The sequence below is a fragment of the Roseibium polysiphoniae genome (assembly GCF_014842925.1).
Taxonomy (GTDB): domain Bacteria; phylum Pseudomonadota; class Alphaproteobacteria; order Rhizobiales; family Stappiaceae; genus Roseibium; species Roseibium polysiphoniae.
In genome coordinates this window covers 1-16,005 of sequence record NZ_JACYXJ010000007.1, presented here as the reverse complement: position 1 = coordinate 16,005, position 16,005 = coordinate 1, and the positions used below count along the sequence as shown (strand labels likewise).

Genomic DNA, 16,005 nt, shown 5'->3' with positions numbered 1-16,005 from the left:
CCATGACAAATGGAAAATTCTTTCTCGGACGACAGGAGCTTTTAGGTCTCGCGATCCTGGCGGCCCTGATCTTCATCGTCCTGCCTGCCTCAATTGATATCTTTCGCCTGAATCTGATCGGCAAATATCTGACCTATGCGTTTGTCGCGATCGGCCTGGTTCTCTGCTGGGGCATGGGTGGCATTCTCAGCCTAGGTCAGGGCGTTTTCTTCGGCATCGGCGGCTACTGCATGGCGATGTTCCTGAAGCTTGAATCTTCAACGCCCGAGGCAACAAAGATACAGTCGACGCCAGGCATTCCTGACTTCATGGACTGGAACCAGATCACGGAGTTGCCTTGGTTTTGGGTGCCCTTCAACAGCCTTGCGTTCACATTGATCGCGATCTTTGTGTTGCCGGCTTTCTTCGCCTTCATCATCGGCGCAGCCATGTTCAAGCGGCGGGTAGGCGGTGTGTACTTTGCGATCATTACCCAGGCGATTGCCGCCATTCTGACAATCCTGATCATCGGTCAGCAGGGATATACCGGCGGCGTCAACGGCATCACGGATCTGAGAACTCTCCTGGGATGGGACATCCGGACTGACAGTGCAAAGTACGTCCTTTATTTCCTCAATGGCGCTTTGCTGATTGGCGTGTTGATCGCTTGCCAGTTCGTGCTGAAGAGCAAGCTCGGCCGACTTCTCGTCGCCGTGCGGGACAAAGAGGATCGCGTGCGGTTCTCGGGCTATGACGTTGCCAACTTCAAGATATTCGTCTTCTGCTTTGCCGCTGTTCTGTCTGCCATCGGCGGTGCGATGTTCACCCTGCAGGTGGGGTTCATGTCGCCCTCCTTCGTCGGCATCGTGCCCTCCATCGAGATGGTGATCTACTGCGCGGTTGGCGGCCGGCTGTCCATCTTCGGTGCGGTCTACGGAACGCTTCTGGTCAATTGGGCGAAGACAACGTTCTCCGAGACTTTCCCGGAGCTTTGGCTCTTTGGTCTGGGCGCCCTGTTCATCGCGGTTGTTCTGGTATTCCCCAACGGACTTTCCGGTCTCTATCGCACCAATGTTGCACCAGCTGTCGATCGCTGGCTCGGACGTTCCAGCACCTCGGCGAAACCGCCTCTCGAAGACCCTCAGGCCGCCGAATAGCCGCTGCAACTGGAGTTCGGACACATGAACACTCTCGGTAACAACACCGATTTCCTTCTGTCGATCGAGAACCTCTCGGTTTCCTTCGACGGCTTCAAGGCGGTCAATGATCTCAATCTCTATGTCGATGAAAACGAGATCCACGTGATCATCGGCCCCAACGGGGCGGGCAAGACCACTGTGCTCGATCTGATTTGCGGCCGCACCAGGACAACTGACGGCTCCATAAAGTTCCGGAACAAGGAGCTGACAGAGATGAAGGAGCATGAAATCGTCCGCGAGGGCGTGGGACGCAAGTTTCAGAACCCATCGATCTACGAGGATCTGTCGGTTTTCGAGAACCTGGAGATCTCCTTTCCCCGCGGACGCAATGTGTTTGGTGCGCTGACGTTCAAACGGGACGATGAGGTTATCGCGCGCGTCAACGAGATCGCCGAAATGGTGTTTCTCGATGAACTTCTCGATACGCAGGCAGCCCTCTTGAGCCATGGCCAAAAGCAGTGGCTCGAGATCGGCATGCTGCTGATTCAGGATCCTGAGCTTCTGATGCTCGACGAGCCCGTAGCTGGCATGAGCGTTTCAGAACGCAAGCAAACCGCGAAACTCCTCAACGAGATCACCAAGGGCCGGTCGGTTCTGGTGGTCGAGCACGACATGAAATTTGTCGAGGACATCGCCCACCGGGTCACGGTCCTGCATCAGGGGAAAATCCTGTCAGAGGGCTCTATGGCCAAGGTTCAGGCCGATCCCAAAGTCATCGACGTCTATCTGGGTCACTAGGGGGCAACCATGCTGCAAATCGATCATTATCACGTTGCCTATGGTCAGAGCGAAGTGCTTCACGGCCTGGATTTCACAGTCGCGCCGGGAGAAATCGTCGCGATTATGGGCCGTAACGGCATGGGCAAGACAACCCTGATGAAGTCTCTGATGGGCATCGTCCCGACAAGTCAGGGCTCCGCGCAGGTTGACGGCATTGACGTCACGGCGTTGAAGAGTTTCGAGCGTGTGTCACGAGGCATCGCCTATGTGCCGCAGGGACGCATGATCTTCCCAACAATGACGGTTCAGGAAAACATCGAGACCGGCCTGACCACTTCTGGAAGCACCAAGGTGCCAGACGGGATTTACGAGCTGTTTCCGGTGCTCTTGGACATGAAGAGCAGGCGAGGCGGCAATTTGTCTGGCGGGCAGCAGCAACAGCTCGCCATTGCACGTGCCTTGGCCACCAATCCGAAAGTGCTTCTGCTGGATGAGCCGACCGAGGGCATCCAGCCATCGATCATTAGAGAAATGGCGCGAGTTCTGAAGCGCATCAGGGATGAACGGGGACTGTCGATCATCGTTTCGGAACAGGTGCTGTCTTTCGCCCTCGATGTCGCTGATCGGATCCTGGTCCTTGAAAACGGCCGCCTGGTTCATGACGAACCCCGTTCCAGCGTCGACGAGGCAAAGGTCGCCGGATTCCTCTCCGTCTGATTTCCAATCCATTCATAGCGTCCGAAAGAGGCACGCCCAACCGAGGAGAAAACCATGGCTGATACACTGATTTCGGTGGACTTGAGCGAGTCCCCTCATACCAACGAAAAGGTTCACAATCGCTGGCATCCCGACATTCCCATGGCGGTTTGGGTGGAGCCCGGCGACGACTTCAGGATCGAGACCTATGACTGGACCGGCGGTCAGATCAAGAACGACGATGACGCGGCCGACGTGCGCGATGTCGAGCTGGAACAGGTGCATTACCTTTCTGGTCCGATCGGCGTGAAGGGCGCCGAACCTGGCGATCTCCTGGTGGTCGACATTCTTGATATTGGCGCTAAGGAAGAAATGCTCTGGGGCTTCAACGGCTTCTTCTCCAAGCAGAATGGCGGCGGCTTCCTGACCGAGCATTTCCCGGAAGCTCAGAAGTCGATCTGGGACATCGAGGGAATGTTCACCAAGTCGCGGCATGTTCCCGGTGTGCGATATGCAGGTATGATTCACCCCGGATTGATCGGCTGTCTCCCGAGCCGAGATATGCTGGACATGTGGAACACCCGCGAAAAGGCACTCTTCGACACTGAGCCGGATCGCGTGCCGCAGTTGGCTGCTTTGCCGACGACCCAGTCAGCGCATATGGGGCAGATGAAGGGCGAGGCGCGCGATGCCGCGGCTGCCGAAGGGGCTCGCACGGTTCCGCCACGCGAACATGGCGGCAACTGCGACATCAAGGATTTGTCTCGCGGTTCTAAGGTCTATTTCCCGGTCTATGTGGACGGCGCAGGCCTTTCGATGGGCGACCTTCATTTCAGCCAAGGTGATGGTGAAATCACCTTCTGTGGCGCCATCGAGATGGCGGGTTGGCTTCATATCAAGGTCAGCCTGATCAAAGGCGGAATGGAAAAATACGGCGTCAAAAACCCGATCTTCCGTCCCTCGCCAATCCAGCCGAAATATGACGACTTCCTCATTTTCGAGGGCATTTCAGTCGATGAAGCCGGCACCCAGCACTATCTCGACGTGCACATCGCCTACCGCCAGGCCTGTCTCAACGCCATCGAATACCTGAAGAAGTTTGGCTACACCGGCGCGCAGGCTTACGCGATTCTCGGAACCGCGCCTGTTCAGGGGCATATCTCGGGTGTCGTCGACATTCCAAATGCCTGCGCAACGCTCTGGTTGCCGACGGACGTGTTCGAGTTCGACATGATGCCGGGCGCAGATGGGCCGACGAAGTACCTCGACGGCTCCATTGACGTTCCGCTCGCACCGGACCTCTAAGTCTCGAGACCGCAGCAAGGCCAGTCGCCACGCTCCAGCAATTGCGTTGCGGCTGGCCGCCACACTCTTTCGATCGTCCAATCGGAGTTCCCATGCCAGTCTATGATTACATCTGCGAAAGCTGCGGCCCAATCACCGCTCTTCGGCCCATGTCAGCCCATGCCGATCCGATTTGTTGCCCGGCCTGCAAGCAGGAAGCTCCACGTGCTTTCCTTCAAGCACCGCATATGTCGGGCCTGAGCTCAGACCGACGCTCGGCGTTCGAACGCAATGAAAAGTCCCAACACGCTCCGCAAGTCTCCACAAGAGACAGCCGCGAATCCGATGCTCTGGACAGCCGCAAGAGGAGGCACCCGATAGGGTGCGCCTGTTGCTCTGGCGGATCGACAGCGCGCTCCAGTGCTGTTTTCACGGCAGATGGCGCCAAGGTGTTTCCGTCGAAACGCCCCTGGATGATCAGTCACTGACTGACCTAAGCGGCTCTCAGCAGAGGAGGGCTCCGTTTGCCAGAAAGGCGATCGTGCCCTTTGAAAGTGTGGCCTCTATCCTGGCGTTGTCTTGCGCCAGGTCCTGGGCAATGACGATATCACCGCGAAGACCTGGCTCGATCCTGCCACGGTCGGAAAGCCTCATGGCTTGCGCTGGATTGGTCGAAACCTGTGCCCATGCCTTTTCAAGCGGCATCAAATGGTCTCTGATCAGTCTTTGCGCAGCCGAGAACATGGCTGGATAGTAGTAGTCCGAGGCGAGGATCGTTCCCAGATCACGGGTGATCATGTCGGCAGCGGTAGGCGCATTTGTATGGCTGCCGCCCCGCACGACATTGGGCGCGCCAAAGACGCAATGCTCGCCATGTGCCCGGGCGTTGGCAGCAATTTCTTCAGCCAGTGGAAACTCGGCAATGTGTGATCCAAGGCTGCGAAATGCGGTCCGGTCTGACAGCGTGAGATCGTCATGCGAGAGCATCGGCACGCCAGATGCTCTCGTCATCGTCGCGACGCGGTCAATCGCATCGCCAACTGCGGCACGCCGATCCCACACCTGTCCAAAGAGGGCCAGATAGTCCTCATTCGAAAGGCCTGCACGGCTTGCCCAATCGGACAGCTTGCTGTGATTTCCAGCTTCGATTTTTCGATGCGTCGAGCTCGTGTGATCGTTGAAGGCGATGGCAAGGTCGAGAGGGCGCTTCAGCCAGTCTGAAATCAGGTCGATGGCCTCAAACGCAAAGGTTTCCCAGCGGATCTGCACGCGGTGATCGACGGAGAAGTCCTTTCTCACGCGATCCAGTGTTTCCAGAAAGGCGCTTCCTGCTTCGATCGAGCGCAGGCTCGGTTCCCAGGAGAGGGTCAGCCCATGATACGCCGTGGTGATCCCATTGGCGGCGAGCTGCCGGTCGGTTTCGGCGAGTGCTAGCGGAAGGTCGAAGGAGACCTTCGGACGGGGCATGATCTGGCGTTCAAAGGCATCGCCATGAACATCGACGATGCCGGGCAATACCAGCCGGTCGCGGGCATCCAGCTGGAGAGCGTCGGCCGGTACCGCCGTTCCAAACGGCTGGATGATGCCATCCTGAACCAACAGGTCGGCATCTTCCAATGTATCGGCAATGAGCACACGCCCATTGCGTATTAGGATGGGTCTCATTTGGCAGTCAGGTCCGCGATCAGGTGCCAATGCCACGAGCCCGGTTTCTTGTGCAACTTGTCTTCCAGAGACCGAAGCTCAAAACCATCGTAGAGTGCGACCAGCTCTTTGGCGTTACAGTAGAAGTGCGGGTGCGCCTTGTCGTCATCGCCATCGTTGACCCACGTATCGGGGGCAATCTCCCGGCCCTTGCCGCAATTGACGTTGCGCTTGGACAGCATGGTGCCCTGGTAAACGCCGCCGGGCTTCAGGATCCGCATGATTTCGGAGATGCACTGACGCACGATGTCGGGATCACCGTGATAGATCACGTTGAATGATAGAACGTAGTCGAAGCTGTTATCGTCAAACGGCAGCGCGTTCATCGGCCCAAGATGCGTCTCAACATCGAGGCCTTCGGCCTTCGCGCTGGCGCTCAGTTCTGCCAAACCTGCATCGGCGAGATCAAGAGCTTGCGTCTTGAAACCAGCGCGGGCAAAGGCGAGAGCATGACGACCGACGCCACAGCCGAGATCCAGTGCCGTCTTCGGGCCATCTTTGGCCATCTCTTCTACGAGCGCGGCGACATCGGGTTCTGCGACCAGCCAGTCGGCGCGACCGTCTTCTGTCTGCCAGCGTTTTTGCCATTCAAGATGGGCTGTATCGGTTTGTTCGAGAGAGTTTAGTTCACTCATTGCGAGTTTCCTTCCAGAATGTTGCGGCGCGCGATCGAGCCCAGGCGCTCAACAACAAGCACGAGTGCGAAAATCATGAGGATGATGGTCATCGCGAGCTGGTAGTCGAAAAAGTCCATGGCGACCTTGAGCTCGATGCCGATGCCTCCGGCGCCGACAAGGCCCAAAACCACGGACGAGCGCGTCGCCTTTTCAAGCGCGAAAAGAGACGTGGTGATGAAGGACGGCATGGCAGCGGGAATGACTGCGCAAAAGATCGTGTCCAATCGGCTTGCGCCGGCGGCTGTCAATGCCTCGCCAGGCCCCTTTTCAACGTCTTCCATGGACTCGGCAAAGAAGCGGCCGCAAAAGCCGATGGTATCGACCGCGATGGCGAGCGTTCCTGCGAATGGACCAAGACCAACCGAGATAACGAAGACCAGAGCCCAGACAAGGTCCGGAACTGTTCGGAAAAACGCGATCAGAAGCCGGGCGCTTGCGCCAAATGCCCGGCCAAGAACGGTTGGCCGTGTCAGACCCCTGGTTGCCATCATGGCAAGCGGAACACTCAAGATGACGCCGATCACTGTGCCGGCCAGCGCCATTTGAAAGGTTTCGAGCAGGGCGGTCGACAGCTGCGGCAGGCGCTCTGTTGTCGGAGGCCATGCCCGGGACAGGAAATCCACCATCGACGGACCACCCGAGACAAGAGCCGAAAACGACCAGCCTGCACCCTGAAATGACCAAAGAACAAAAGCGAGCAACGCGACGTAGGCGACGAAGGTCAGCGGATTTTGCCGCTCGAGTCGTGTTGGTATCGACCGGCGCTCCGACCGGGTTTGTGAGGTCTCAACCATAGAATTCGTTCAGGTCGGAGGAGGAAAGGACGGCGCTGGTCTGATCGAGTTCCACCTTGCCGCCGCGAAGAGCGACAACACGATCCGAATAGGCAAGCGCATGAGCGACATTGTGCGTCGTGAAGAGCAGGGTGATACCCTCTTCCTTTGCCAGATGATGAAACAGATCCATGACTTCCTGGCCGGCGACCGGGTCCAGGCTGGCGACCGGCTCATCAGCGACGATCATTTTGGGTTGCTGCATCAGGGCGCGGGCAATGGCGACGCGCTGTGATTGACCACCCGAAAGTTGGTCCGCCCGTTTCATCGCCTGTTCGGACAGCCCGACCCTTTCGAGGCAGGCATAGGCGCGTTCTCTGATCTGGCGTCCTGAGAAAGCCTGGCTCCAGCCGCGTACTCCGCTCGCTCGGCCCAGATTGCCATGTACGACGTTGGTCAGTGCCGAGACGCGCGGGACGAGATTGTGTTTCTGAAAGACGAAACCGACGTCGCTGCGGATTTTCCGCAATTGACGAGCCTTGGCCGAACGCAGCTCCGTGCCAAAGAGCACCGCTTCACCGCTGTCGGGTTCGATCAGACGCATGGCACATCTCAAGGCCGTCGACTTGCCGGCGCCATTTGATCCGATCAGGGCGACCGCTTCCTTGTTGGCAATGGAAAAGGAAACATCAGTCAGGATCGCGCGATTGGCCTCGAATGACTTGCACAGCCCGCGGATTGCCAAATCCGGTTTGGCGGGAGACGTCGGCGACGGGGGAGGGACCGCCGGCGCTTGCGCGCCGGTGGTCAAAGCTGCGGTCTGCATTATTCGCCGATGAAGTTGTCGTACTGCGGGAAGCCAGCGGTCGTGTACATCGAACGGACGATGTCGTAAGCGCCGTCTTCGATCGCGACCAGGTCCATGCCGGAGTACTTGTCGTTCTCTTCATGAGCGAGGATGCCGCTGATGATGCTTTCCTTGTTGTCGAGGATCGCCTGGCGAACAGCCTGGGCAGTCTCGGGGTCAACATGTGCGGCGGCCATCAGCATGTCGTTCGGCAGGTCGCCGGAACGTGCGATGATGCGGAAGAAACCGTTCGGAACGCTGTCGTCCTTGTTGCGAACGCTGATCCAAGAGTTGTGGTTGGTTCCGATGGCTGCAACGTCGCCCTTCTTCAGAGCTTCATGAGCAATGTTGCGGGAAGTGTGCAGACGATCGACGTCCTTGGCAGGATCGATGCCGTAGTCAGCCATCAGCTGCATTGGGCAGAGCATGTTCGATGTCGAGCCAATGTCGCCGAAAGCAACCTTCTGGCCCTCAAGTTCAGCCGGGCGAACGATGCCGCTGTCGGCGCGAACAACGATTGCGCAGAAATAGTCAGGGCGGCCGAGACCGATCAGAGGCGTGGCTTCCGTCAGCTTGTTGATGACGATGTATTCAGCCGGGCCGGTGACAACGAAGTCGACGCGCTTGGCGCGCAGCGCTTCAGCAGCTGCTGTGCGGCTGGTGACCGGGAAAAACTCAAAAGTATGGCCAGTCGCGGTCTCAAGCGCGCCCTTGAACGGACCCCACTCGAGCTGAAGGCGCTCAAGGCCTTCAACATCGGTCACAGCCAGTTTGAAATTGTCTGCAAAAGACGTCGTAACGGACAGCGCAAGGGTAGCAGCCGCGAGGGCTGCGGTTTTCAAAAACTTCATTTCAGGATCTCCCTGGTGGACGCGAGCTGCGTAAGCTGGCGGGGATATGCAAAACCCGACCTCAAATACCATCCCTACTTAACCTGGTAGTGATGGAAATATGTCGTTTTGGTAAAATGAAGGCTGGAAACAGTAAGTATTGACCTTGATATCAGCAGTTTTATTGGTGATTTTAGTTCTTGTATGATTAAATATTATTAGTAGGCGTAGAAAATATATTGTAATTATTCAGTGATTTGCTGGTGTTGTTGTCATTATCTAGCCCTGCGAGGTCTGCCAATCGATATCCGCGATGCGGCGATGATAGTCGACAGCGACCTCCTGAAGGATCCGGGCGGCTTCGGCAACCAGTTCGTCGCGTGGTTCCCCGATATAGGTGGCTGTGAACTGGAGTGGATTGGGCAACCAGCCTGGATCAAATGTGGCGATCTTGTTTTCGCCGACAAATCTGCGTCCGAGGGCATGGGGCAGGATGCCAACGCCCAGTCCGGATGCGACCATTTCAAAGCCGGTGGACAGCGAATTGGTGGGAAAGATCTGTGCTGTGCTTCCATAGCGTTCGCGAAGCTCGCGGGTCAGTTCACGGTGAGGCCTGGAGTTCCGGTTATAGGTAATCACGGGCGTCACCCTGAGGTCTGGCTCCTCCATGTTCAGTGGGCGATACCAGTTCAGCTGGAACGGCGGCAGATCGACATTGTCGACCGTATATTCCGAGATAGGTCCCATCAGGATCGCCAGATCCAGGGATCGTTCAAGCAGCATTTCGCGCAAGTTGAGTGAGATATCGACCGAGACTTCGATCTTCAATTTCGGGAAGGTTTGGTGGAGCCGTGTCAGGAAATCTGGCAGGCATGTCTGGGCCACCGTTTCAGCAACGCCAAGCCTGAGAAGACTGCTCACGCTGTCGGCCGGCATGATGTCTGCCTTGATCCGCTCGACAAGCGCGGCGATCTGTTCCGCGTGGGCACGCAGCAGGACACCCTGTTTCGTCAGAAACACGCCGGTCGAACTACGCGTAAACAGCTCTGCGCCAAGAAAGGCTTCCAGGCTTGCGATGCGCGAGGAGACCGCAGGTTGGGAAATGTTCATCTGCTCGGCGGCACGGCGGACGCCACCAAGGCGTGCAACCCAAAGGAAAGTTCTCAACTGCTCAAGCGTCATGTCGTGGGTCCTATCTGGTGATCAGGAAATTGGATCACTTTGAACAAGAAATAGCAATTTGACTTTATACGCCGTCAGCTTCAGCCTTTTCCAGAGTGAAGGGGTGCGTATGGTCCAGACCGTCAATTATTCAGAACTTGTCGAGCGCGATTTCGCTGCGGTCCGCAGTGCAATCCGGTCCGGTCTGTACACGGGCCACACGGCAGGTCTCGCCAAGGGGCACCTGCAATGTAATCTCGCAATTGTCTCCGGTGATCTGGCGGATGACTTTCACCAATTCTGTCGACTAAACCCGAAGTCCTGTCCGCTTGCTGGCGTGTCCGAGCCTGGCAATCCGCAGGTGGAGCGGCTCGGTGAAACCGTAGACATCCGCACCGACGCAGCACGATACAACATCTACCGCGATGGCGTATTGGCCGAGCAGGTGCCGGATTTGATCGATGTGTGGCAGCCCGATTTTGTGGCTTTTGCCATCGGTTGCTCATTCACCTTCGAAAACGCTCTGCTGCGTGCAGGCATTTCCATGCGCCACATTGAGATGGACGTAACGGTTCCAATGTACCGCTCGTCCATCAAGACTGTTCCGTGCGGACCTTTTGGCGGCGATACGGTTGTGTCCATGCGCCCGATCCATGAAGACCGGATCGACGAAGTCTTTGAAATCTGCAGATCTTATCCTCTTGCCCATGGCGCGCCGCTCCACATCGGATCGCCAGAGGAAATTGGCATTGCGGATGTCGGCAAACCGGATTGGGGCAATGCGGTCGAAATAGCGGAGGGCGAAGTTCCTCTCTTTTGGGCCTGCGGTGTCACTCCGCAGGTTGCGATCATGCAAGCCAAGTCCGCTCTTTCGATCACACACGCCCCTGGTGCCATGCTCATCGCTGATGTCAGCGAACAATGCGCGCCGATCTACCCCTGCAACGATAATAAAAAACCGACTTTCTGAACCTTCCCGGAATGGAGAACAACATGAAAAAACTTCTCGCACTATCCACGCTCTCTCTTGCCGCGCTCACCGCAGCAAGTGCTGTTCAGGCGGAAGAGCTGTCCGTCGTCGGCAGCTGGAGCAGCCTGCCACTTTACAAGCAGTATGAAATGCCGTTCTGGACCGAGACCCTTTCGGAAGTCTCCGGAGGCGACCTGACGGCCACAATGACTACGCACGACCAGATGGGCATTGCTGGCGGAGATGTGTTCCGGATGCTGTCCCAGGGCGTCTTTGACGTGGGAATGACCGTGGGCGACTATGCGGTCGCCGACAGCGCGGCGCTCGAAGGTCTGGATGTGCCCCTGATCGCCACGGATGCTGCCACTGCTCAGAAGGCCGTTGAAGCGGCACGCCCGATGGTCGACGACATCTACAAGGACGTCTTCAACGCCAAGGTCTTGGCGATTGCGCCCTATCCGCCGCAGGTCGTTTTCTGCAACGGGGAAGTCAGCAATTTGGAAGGCCTGAAAGGCAAGAAAGTGCGTGCTTCGGGCCGCATGACCGCGAAGTTCCTGGAAGCCCTGGGTGCAGAAGGCGTCAATATCGGCTTTGGCGAAGTGCCAGGCGCCCTGCAGCGCGGCGTTGTCGATTGCGCCGTCACCGGAGCAGGCTCGGGCTACAACGCGGGTTGGTGGGAAGTTTCGAGCCATTTGATCACGCTGCCGCTCGGTGGCTGGGATCCCGTTGTCACCGCGATTAACCTCGACAAGTGGAACTCGCTCAGCGATGCTCAAAAGAGCACTCTCGAAAGCGCGATCAAGGAAAAGTTCGAGGCTCCCGCTTGGCAGTCGGCTCAGGGTGCACTTGCAAACGATATTGCCTGCCTGACCGGAACCGGCGAATGCACCTACGGTGATGCACATGACATGACCCTTGTCGCCGCAAACGACGAAGACCTAGCCAAGGCGAAGGAGGTCCTGATCTCCGAGGTTCTGCCCGAATGGGCTGAACGCGCCGGGCCTGAGTGGGCCAAGCGTTGGAACGACAGCGTCGGCAAGGTCACCGGCGTTGAACTGACCCTGAACTAAGGCTGGAAACTCGTGACTCCGCTCATCTATCTCTTGAAGAAAATCAACGACCGGGTGGCAATTGCCGTCGGCGCAATGCTGATGGTCTGTGTCCTTTATACACTCGTTGAAATTCTGACCCGCCAACTTGGCGGATCCTTGGGCGGAGTCGACGAGATTTCCGGCTACGTAATGGCAATCACATCAAGTTGGGGCGTGAGCTACGCCCTGACCGAGAGAGCGCATGTGCGTATCGACCTCGTACGCGAGCGCCTTGTGTCGAAAGGTCGGGCGCTCCTCGACGCGATTGCCATCATGAGCCTTGCAGCGACTGCACTGGTTGTCGCCTGGCGCGGCTGGTCGGTCGTCGCCAAGACGCTTTCGACAGGTGCAAGGGCCAACACGCCGCTGGAAACACCCTTGTGGATTCCGCAATTGCTGTGGTGGTCCGGCTGGCTCTGGTTTGCGATCTCGGCCGTTCTTTTGGTTGTCTATGTCATGCTAAAGCTGTTCGTCAGCGACGAGGACGCTATTGAAGAAGCCGTTGGTATGGGGGGAAGCGAATGATCCCCTTTACAGCCTTCGGTCTTCTCGGCCTTCTTGCCCTTTCCATCCCGGTCGGGATTGTTCTGTTTCTGCTCGCCTTCGGGATCGACTTTTTCTTCAGTCCGTTCCCGTTGATGCGCGGCCTTGGCCAGGTGGTCTGGTCGTCCTCCAACAGTGCAACCTTGATCGCCATTCCGTTGTTCGTGCTGCTGGGAGAAATTCTGGTCCGCAGCGGTGTGGCAAGCAGGACTTACACCGCGCTCGACAAATGGGTGTCCTGGCTGCCCGGTGGTCTGATCCATGCGAATATCGCCACATCGACCATGTTCTCTGCAACGTCCGGCTCGTCGGTCGCGACTGCCGCGACAGTCGCAACGGTTGCGATGCCTCAGGCGCGGGCGCTGGGCTATAACGAGAAGCTGTTTTCCGGCGCAATCGCCGCTGGCGGTACACTCGGTATTATCATTCCGCCTTCAATCAACCTAATTGTCTATGGGTTCCTGACCGAAAGCTCGATCCCGCAGCTGTTTCTGGCCGGGCTGTTGCCGGGTCTATTGATGGCGCTGCTCTTCATGATCTTCACGGTGATCCTTTGCGTGCTGTGGCCGTCTCTCGGCGGTCCTCGGCGCCCAAGCGCCTGGCGCGAGAGGTTCGTCGGGCTCCTTGACCTGATCCCGATCTTCGGTCTTTTCGCCGCGATCGTCGGCTCGATTTATGCTGGCTGGGCGACGCCCACTGAAGCTGCGGCCATCGGGGTTGGCATTGCGCTGGCAATCGCTGTTCAACAAAGGGCGTTCAGCCTTGATATGCTGTCCAAGGCGTTGCGTGGCGCAGTCCGCACGTCGGCCATGATCATGCTGGTGGTCATTGGTGCCTATGTGTTGAATTTCGTCCTGACGGCTGCCGGCGTCAGCCGTGCGTTGCAAGACTTGCTTAATGGGCTCGGTCTGGGGCCGCTCGCGACCCTCCTCGTGATTGTGCTGATGTACATCGTCCTCGGCTTTTTCATCGAGACCTTGTCTCTCATGGTGGCGACGATCCCCATTGTTGTGCCGATCATTGTGCACCTGGGTTACGACAAGATCTGGTTCGGGATCTTGATGATCATTCTGGTCGAAATGGCTTTGATCACACCGCCGGTTGGATTGAACCTCTACGTGGTTCAGTCCGCCCGGGGCAGGGCGCCATTCAAAGATGTCATGCTGGGCTGCATTCCCTATGCCTTCGCAATGCTGCTGATGGTCGGTCTTCTTATCCTGGCGCCGCAGCTTGCTCTCTTCCTCCCATCCAGCTTGTAAAAGGCTCCTATTATGGAATTTCAGACACCGGCTGGTGTGCTCGAATGCACGCCGCACACTTTGATCGTCGCCGGATGGACCGGACGAGACAGGGCTGCGGTCGATCATCATATTGAAGAGCTGGCGGCCATTGGTGTTCCGGCCCCGTCAACCGTGCCTCTTTACTATCAATGCGCTCCCGCACTTTTGACGCAAGATAGTGTGGTTCAGGTTCTGGGCACGGAGAGTTCTGGTGAGGCCGAGCCATTTCTGCTGAAATCAGGCGGTACGCTCTGGCTGGGGCTTGCGTCAGACCATACGGACCGGGCACTCGAAACCTATTCCGTTGCGCACTCCAAGCAAATCTGCGCCAAGCCGGTCGCTCCCGATCTCTGGAAGCTTGACGACGTTTCAGATCGTCTTGATCAGCTCGAGCTGCGATCCTGGATTTTGGAAGGCGGCTCTTGGAAGCCCTATCAGGACGGAACTCTGGCATCGATTTTACCTCTGGCCAGTCTGATGGATGGGATCGAGATGTCGGAAGGGACCGCCATGCTTTGCGGAACCTTGCCCGCCATTGGCGGCGTAAGGGCGGCTGATGATTTCAAGATGTCTTTGAGCGATCCGGTTTCCGGCGCGAAGATCGAGTGGCAGTACCGAACCCGTTGTCTCTCCGCTGTTTCATAGGGAAACGGGCACCTCAGGCGTACCGTCTGGGGCGGACAGCGGCTTGTAATATTGCTGGAACTTCGAGAAACATCGGGCCATTGACCGCGGAAACTTTGGAAAGAAGATGACGATGAGTGCCAGGACCGACCTTGCTTGGAGTGCTGAGATCGCTTCGGAACGGACAGAACGCGCATTGACGGGACTGGCCGAGGACCCCGCGGCTGCGTCGGTCTTTACCAGGGATCTGGGTCCCCTCGCACGCGAGCAGGCAGCGCTGGCGCCGTCCATTGCCTCGCCACTTGCCGGCGCGATCACCAGCATCAAGGCCTTGTTTGATGTTGCCGGTGAAACGACAACAGCCGGTACCAAGGTTTTGCAGGGCGAACCGCCTGCGGAACGGGACGCACCTGCGATCGCAAGGCTCCGCGAGGCCGGTGCGGTCTTCCTGGGTCTGACCAACATGTCCGAGTTTGCCTATTCCGGTATTGGTCTTAACCCTCACTACGGGACGCCGGACAACCCGGCCTATCCAGGCTGTGCGCCCGGCGGCTCGACCAGTGGCGGCGCTGTTTCGGTTGCCCTTGGATTGTGTGACATCGCGATCGGTAGCGACACGGGCGGCTCACTTCGCATTCCAGCCGCGTTCACCGGCATCACCGGCTTCAAGCCGACGCAGGCGACTGTTCCTCTCGCAGGGGGCAAGCCACTCTCGGATACGCTCGACAGCTTTGGTCCGATGGCGCGCTCCGTTGCCGACTGCGAACTTGCCTGGCAGGTCATGGCTGGTCTGCCGGCCGTGCCCGAAGCTCCCGAAGTGGGGCGCCTTGTCGTCGCTCGAAATTTCGGGTTCGACGAGTTGGATCCCGTGATCGCGGAGGGGTTCGAAGCAATCCTTTCCGCCTTGGGTGACGCGGGCTTCAAAATTCTCGAGAGAGATCTCGGCTGTATCGATCTGTATGGGAAATTTGCCCCCTGGCAGATGACCTCGGTTGAATCGCGCGCTCATTATGAGGACCTCTTTCAAGGTCGTGCCGAAGATTTCGATCCTCGCGTTCATTCCAGAATGTCCCGCGCAGATGAACTCGATGCGGTCAGCTACCGTCAGGCCCTGAACAACAGGAATGCCTTTGCCGAGGCTTTTGCAGCTGAGCTTGGCGGGGACTTTCTGTTGCTGCCGACGACACCTTTGTTGCCACCAAAAGTGTCGGACCTTTCGGACGACGCGGAATTTGGACGTGCCAATCTGCTCGCGCTGCGCAATCCATCTCTCGCCAACTGCGCGGATGGCTGCAGCCTCGCCATGCCTTTCGGGCACAATGACCTGACCCTCAGCGCAATGCTGATCGGGGCCAGGAACAATGACGCCGCGCTACTAGCCTGTGGCAAAGCCGTAGAGGCTGTTCTGACCCGCCTCGGATGAACGTGTAGCTCTATGAGGTGAGGACGTAGCTTCTGCGTAAGTTATTGAAATAATTAGGTTTTCCTCTCCTTTCCTTCCTCTTTGTCCACAGTTGTAGTTTTGTATTTTTATTTAGTTTGTTTTTTTTGGAGTTTGTCGTTGACGGTTTTGGGGTGTGGTCCTATAACCACGTTCATCGACGGCGGCAACGTCGCTGGCGGACGG

At 57.6% G+C, this 16,005-nt stretch carries 17 protein-coding genes; 11 read left to right on the top strand and 6 right to left on the bottom strand.

The genetic code is table 11. The features are described 5' to 3' along the window. Positions 1-2: 2 nt before the first annotated feature. From urtC to IG617_RS18280, 5 genes are all read left to right on the top strand, one after another. Entirely contained in the window at positions 3-1,136 is a 1,134-nt protein-coding gene (gene urtC, locus IG617_RS18300) for an urea ABC transporter permease subunit UrtC (RefSeq protein WP_192110699.1), read from the top strand. Positions 1,137-1,160: 24 nt separating this feature from the next. Further along, on the top strand, positions 1,161-1,916 hold the full coding sequence (urtD, locus tag IG617_RS18295; protein ID WP_192110698.1) for an urea ABC transporter ATP-binding protein UrtD: 756 nt from the start codon (positions 1,161-1,163) through the stop codon (positions 1,914-1,916). A gap of 9 nt (positions 1,917-1,925) precedes the next feature. Then, positions 1,926-2,615 (top strand): urea ABC transporter ATP-binding subunit UrtE, encoded by a 690-nt coding sequence (urtE, locus tag IG617_RS18290; protein WP_192110697.1) that lies wholly within the window; start codon positions 1,926-1,928, stop codon positions 2,613-2,615. Between the two features lie 54 nt (positions 2,616-2,669). Then, entirely contained in the window at positions 2,670-3,899 is a 1,230-nt protein-coding gene (gene fmdA, locus IG617_RS18285) for a formamidase (RefSeq protein ID WP_192110696.1), read from the top strand. A gap of 92 nt (positions 3,900-3,991) precedes the next feature. Further along, complete coding sequence (locus tag IG617_RS18280; RefSeq protein WP_192110695.1) at positions 3,992-4,366, top strand: FmdB family zinc ribbon protein; 375 nt, start codon at positions 3,992-3,994, stop codon at positions 4,364-4,366. Positions 4,367-4,382: 16 nt separating this feature from the next. On the opposite strand, the gene IG617_RS18275 is transcribed toward IG617_RS18280, so the two are convergent. From IG617_RS18275 to IG617_RS18250, 6 genes are all read right to left on the bottom strand, one after another. After that, positions 4,383-5,543, bottom strand: a complete 1,161-nt coding sequence (locus IG617_RS18275) for an alpha-D-ribose 1-methylphosphonate 5-triphosphate diphosphatase (protein WP_192110694.1) — start codon at positions 5,541-5,543, stop codon at positions 4,383-4,385. After that, the gene (locus IG617_RS18270; RefSeq protein WP_192110693.1) at positions 5,540-6,217 is read right to left on the bottom strand and encodes a class I SAM-dependent methyltransferase; all 678 of its coding nucleotides are present in this window, start codon (positions 6,215-6,217) and stop codon (positions 5,540-5,542) included. Before IG617_RS18270 ends, IG617_RS18275 begins: the two co-directional genes overlap by 4 nt. Further along, on the bottom strand, positions 6,214-7,053 hold the full coding sequence (phnE, locus tag IG617_RS18265) for a phosphonate ABC transporter, permease protein PhnE (RefSeq protein WP_192110692.1): 840 nt from the start codon (positions 7,051-7,053) through the stop codon (positions 6,214-6,216). The genes IG617_RS18270 and phnE overlap by 4 nt, the downstream gene beginning before the upstream one ends. Continuing rightward, a complete protein-coding gene (locus tag IG617_RS18260) occupies positions 7,046-7,858 on the bottom strand; it encodes a phosphonate ABC transporter ATP-binding protein (protein ID WP_192110691.1) in 813 nt (270 codons plus the stop codon). The genes phnE and IG617_RS18260 overlap by 8 nt, the downstream gene beginning before the upstream one ends. Continuing rightward, complete coding sequence (locus IG617_RS18255; RefSeq protein WP_192110690.1) at positions 7,858-8,730, bottom strand: phosphate/phosphite/phosphonate ABC transporter substrate-binding protein; 873 nt, start codon at positions 8,728-8,730, stop codon at positions 7,858-7,860. Before IG617_RS18255 ends, IG617_RS18260 begins: the two co-directional genes overlap by 1 nt. Before the next feature lie 258 nt (positions 8,731-8,988). Continuing rightward, a complete protein-coding gene (locus IG617_RS18250; RefSeq protein ID WP_192110689.1) occupies positions 8,989-9,891 on the bottom strand; it encodes a LysR family transcriptional regulator in 903 nt (300 codons plus the stop codon). A 58-nt stretch (positions 9,892-9,949) separates the two neighbouring features. Between IG617_RS18250 and IG617_RS18245 the strand changes: the two genes are divergently transcribed. The 6 genes from IG617_RS18245 (at position 9,950) to IG617_RS18220 (ending at position 15,801) form a co-directional block, all read left to right on the top strand. Then, entirely contained in the window at positions 9,950-10,840 is an 891-nt protein-coding gene (locus tag IG617_RS18245) for a putative hydro-lyase (protein ID WP_338110032.1), read from the top strand. 23 nt (positions 10,841-10,863) lie between these two features. Next, on the top strand, positions 10,864-11,910 hold the full coding sequence (locus IG617_RS18240; protein WP_192110688.1) for a TRAP transporter substrate-binding protein: 1,047 nt from the start codon (positions 10,864-10,866) through the stop codon (positions 11,908-11,910). Between the two features lie 12 nt (positions 11,911-11,922). Further along, positions 11,923-12,456, top strand: coding sequence for a TRAP transporter small permease subunit (locus IG617_RS18235; protein ID WP_209008603.1), 534 nt, complete (start codon positions 11,923-11,925; stop codon positions 12,454-12,456). Next, positions 12,453-13,733 carry a TRAP transporter large permease gene (locus IG617_RS18230; protein ID WP_192110687.1) on the top strand — a complete coding sequence of 427 codons (1,281 nt, stop codon included), beginning with the start codon at positions 12,453-12,455 and terminating at the stop codon, positions 13,731-13,733. The genes IG617_RS18235 and IG617_RS18230 overlap by 4 nt, the downstream gene beginning before the upstream one ends. A gap of 12 nt (positions 13,734-13,745) precedes the next feature. Next, positions 13,746-14,399, top strand: a complete 654-nt coding sequence (locus IG617_RS18225) for a DUF2848 domain-containing protein (protein ID WP_192110686.1) — start codon at positions 13,746-13,748, stop codon at positions 14,397-14,399. A gap of 112 nt (positions 14,400-14,511) precedes the next feature. After that, on the top strand, positions 14,512-15,801 hold the full coding sequence (locus IG617_RS18220; protein WP_192110685.1) for an amidase family protein: 1,290 nt from the start codon (positions 14,512-14,514) through the stop codon (positions 15,799-15,801). Positions 15,802-16,005 lie beyond the last annotated feature (204 nt).